This is a genomic window from Pseudomonas sp. PS01299 (assembly GCF_029960145.1).
In the GTDB taxonomy this organism is placed as follows: Bacteria; Pseudomonadota; Gammaproteobacteria; order Pseudomonadales; family Pseudomonadaceae; genus Aquipseudomonas; species Aquipseudomonas putida_A.
Genome location: NZ_JASCPO010000422.1, coordinates 1 through 2,665 on the forward strand (window position 1 = coordinate 1; position 2,665 = coordinate 2,665).

Below are 2,665 nucleotides of genomic sequence, written 5' to 3' on the forward strand. Positions count from 1 at the left end.
CAAGAGCGCGAAAGTCGCGCTCATCGCCTGTATGCGAATACTGCTGATCAGACTGAATGCCATGCTGCGAGACGGCACAGAGTGGCGGTGACGAACGGTGGCAGTAAGACAGTTGCTCCCACATTGGGATAGAGGTGTTCTCAGGATCAGTCGTCGGCTGCGGGATCCAGATCCGGGAACATCACTTCGGTAAAGCCGAACTTGCTGAAATCGGTAATCCGCGACGGATACAAGCGGCCGATCAGATGATCGCACTCGTGCTGCACTACCCGCGCATGGAAGCCTGACGCCACGCGTACGATCGGCTCGCCCTTGGGATCAAAGCCTTCGTAGCGAATCTGCTGATAACGATCCACCGCACCGCGCAGGCCGGGCACCGACAGACAGCCCTCAAAGCCCTCCTCGGTCAGCGGACTCAGCGGCGTGATCAGCGGATTGATCAGGATCGTCTGCGGCACCGCTTCGGCGTCCGGATAACGTTCGCTGTGCTCGAAACCGAAGATCACCAATTGCAGGTCGACGCCGATCTGCGGCGCGGCGAGGCCGACGCCACCGACACTTTCCATGGTCTGGAACATGTCATCGATCAGTTGCCACAGCTCGGGGCTGTCGAACATTTCCGGCGGCACCGGTGGAGCAATGCGCAGCAGGCGTTCGTCGCCCATTTTGAGGATTTCACGGATCATGGTCAGGCTTCGTCAGTGTCCGGCTTGAGCGAGTGGTCGCGCCCCAGGCCAGAGACATGTTGTTTGGGATGTTCATCGAGTTCGCCGGGGACTTTCTCGCCCTCGTCCTTGCCCTCGCTGGACATGTGTTCGATCACCGCATTCATCTCGGCGCCGAGCAGCAGCACCGCCGAGGAAATGTAGAAATACAGCAACAGCACGATGATCGCCCCGATGCTGCCATACATCGCGTTGTAGTTGGCGAAGGTTTTGACGTAGAACGCAAAGCCCAGTGAGGCGATGATCCACACCACCACGGCAAGTACCGAGCCGGGGGTGATGAAACGGAATTCCTGTTTGACGTCGGGCATCACGTAATAGATCAGCGCCACGGCGACCATCATCAGGATCACGATCACCGGCCAGCGCGCAATCGTCCACACAGTGACGATGAAATCTTCCAACCCTACCTGCGCGGCAATCCAGCCCATCACTTGCGGCCCGAGCACCATCAGTGCGGCCGCCACCAGCAACATGCCGGCAATGCCGACGGTGTAGAACACCGACAGCGGAAAACGCTTCCAGATCGGCCGGCCCTCGACCACGTCGTAAGCGGCGTTCATCGCACTCATCATCAGCCGCACACCGGCAGACGCGGTGTACAGGGCGATGACGATACCGACCGAAAGCAAGCCGCCCTTGGACTGCTGCAACTGATCGATCACCGGGTTGACCTGTTCCAGCGCCTGCGGCGGCAACACCAGTTCCGACTGCAGGCGCAGCCAGGTGAAGAAGTCCGGCAGATGCAGGAAACCGATCAGCGCAATCAGGAACAGAATGAACGGGAACAGCGAGAACAGCATCTGGTAGGCCAGTGCCGAGGCGTAGGTCGACATCTCGTCGTCGACGAATTCAGTGACCGTGCGCACCATCACCCGGTGCAGTGGCAGACCTTTCATGTCTGGAAAAATCATTCGCGTCTCCTTTCGCCGCATTACAGGTTGAAGTCGTGGCGACTCAGGGGCCGTTTTCTACATCACGGTAGCCTACTTGGCGACCTTCGTGGATGGCTGTCGGGTTTTGACACAAAAACGGCCATCCTTGGATGGCCGCTCGTGTGTTTCGTTCAAGGCGGAATTACGCCTTGTCGACACCTTTCTTGATGGCGTCTTTGGCTTTGCCGACAGCTTGCTGGGCTTCACCTTTTTTCTCTTGCAGTTTGCCTTCGGCTTGCAGCTTGGTGTTGTCGGTGGCTTTGCCGACGCCTTGCTTGACGTTGCCGACTGCTTCGTTGGCCATGCCTTTTACTTTATCGCCAGTGCTACTCATGGTGTTTCTCCTTGGTGCATTGAAGGGGAAAAGTCAGTACGTAATGATTGACTGGCCGGGTTTGCCACGAGTTTCATTTATTTTTGCCCTTCATTTCGTCGTGCCATGCAGGTTGGGCTTTATGTTTGCCCCGCAAGCCCCGAGAATGCGCACCTATGGGCGCCGTGCGCCAACGATCAGATCCCGCAGGAATGTTATGAAACTCGATAAAAAGCAGGCCATTGCCCGTCGCAACCAGGAACTGGGCGGCGCTGTGCTCGGCACCAACAACTGCCACTTCGCCGAATTGAACCGCAACCGCAACATCTGGTGGTTCGACCTGCCGGTGACGCGCCTCGCCGTCGGTCAGTACGAGTGGATTCACCTGCTGATGCATACCCCGGCCACCGACGAACTGCTGCACCTGAAAGTGCCGACCGTGTTCCTGCGCGAAAAGCTCGAAGGTCTGGTGATTCGCAACGAAGGCAAGCGCAAGGCGGCGTTGAGCCTGGAATTGAGTGCAGACAAGGATTCGTATCTGCAGGACATGCGTCCGGCGGGAACCAACGTGAATTTCGCGCCGTTCCGGCAGTAACCGAAAAGCTTCGCGAGCAAGCCCGCTCCCACATTTGACTGTATTCCAACTGGAGGAACGCGGTTGAATGTGGGAGCGGGCTTGCTCGCGAAGGCGG

The 2,665-nt window shown here is 58.1% G+C and carries 4 protein-coding genes; 1 reads left to right on the top strand and 3 read right to left on the bottom strand.

Translation table 11 applies throughout. The annotated features are described in order from the left end of the window. Positions 1 to 146 precede the first annotated feature (146 nt). The 3 genes from def to QMX91_RS30585 all read right to left on the bottom strand — a co-directional run bounded on the left by def (position 147) and on the right by QMX91_RS30585 (position 1,994). Positions 147 to 686: a peptide deformylase gene (gene def, locus QMX91_RS30575; RefSeq protein ID WP_103522058.1), complete on the bottom strand. Its 540-nt coding sequence runs from the start codon at positions 684 to 686 to the stop codon at positions 147 to 149. A 2-nt stretch (positions 687 to 688) separates the two neighbouring features. After that, positions 689 to 1,639, bottom strand: a complete 951-nt coding sequence (locus QMX91_RS30580) for a YihY/virulence factor BrkB family protein (RefSeq protein WP_098965233.1) — start codon at positions 1,637 to 1,639, stop codon at positions 689 to 691. A gap of 163 nt (positions 1,640 to 1,802) precedes the next feature. Then, a complete protein-coding gene (locus QMX91_RS30585) occupies positions 1,803 to 1,994 on the bottom strand; it encodes a CsbD family protein (RefSeq protein WP_027612573.1) in 192 nt (63 codons plus the stop codon). A 196-nt stretch (positions 1,995 to 2,190) separates the two neighbouring features. On the opposite strand from QMX91_RS30585, the gene QMX91_RS30590 reads away from it, so the two are divergent. Beyond that, positions 2,191 to 2,568 carry a hypothetical protein gene (locus QMX91_RS30590; RefSeq protein WP_007969330.1) on the top strand — a complete coding sequence of 126 codons (378 nt, stop codon included), beginning with the start codon at positions 2,191 to 2,193 and terminating at the stop codon, positions 2,566 to 2,568. The last annotated feature ends 97 nt before the right edge of the window (positions 2,569 to 2,665 follow it).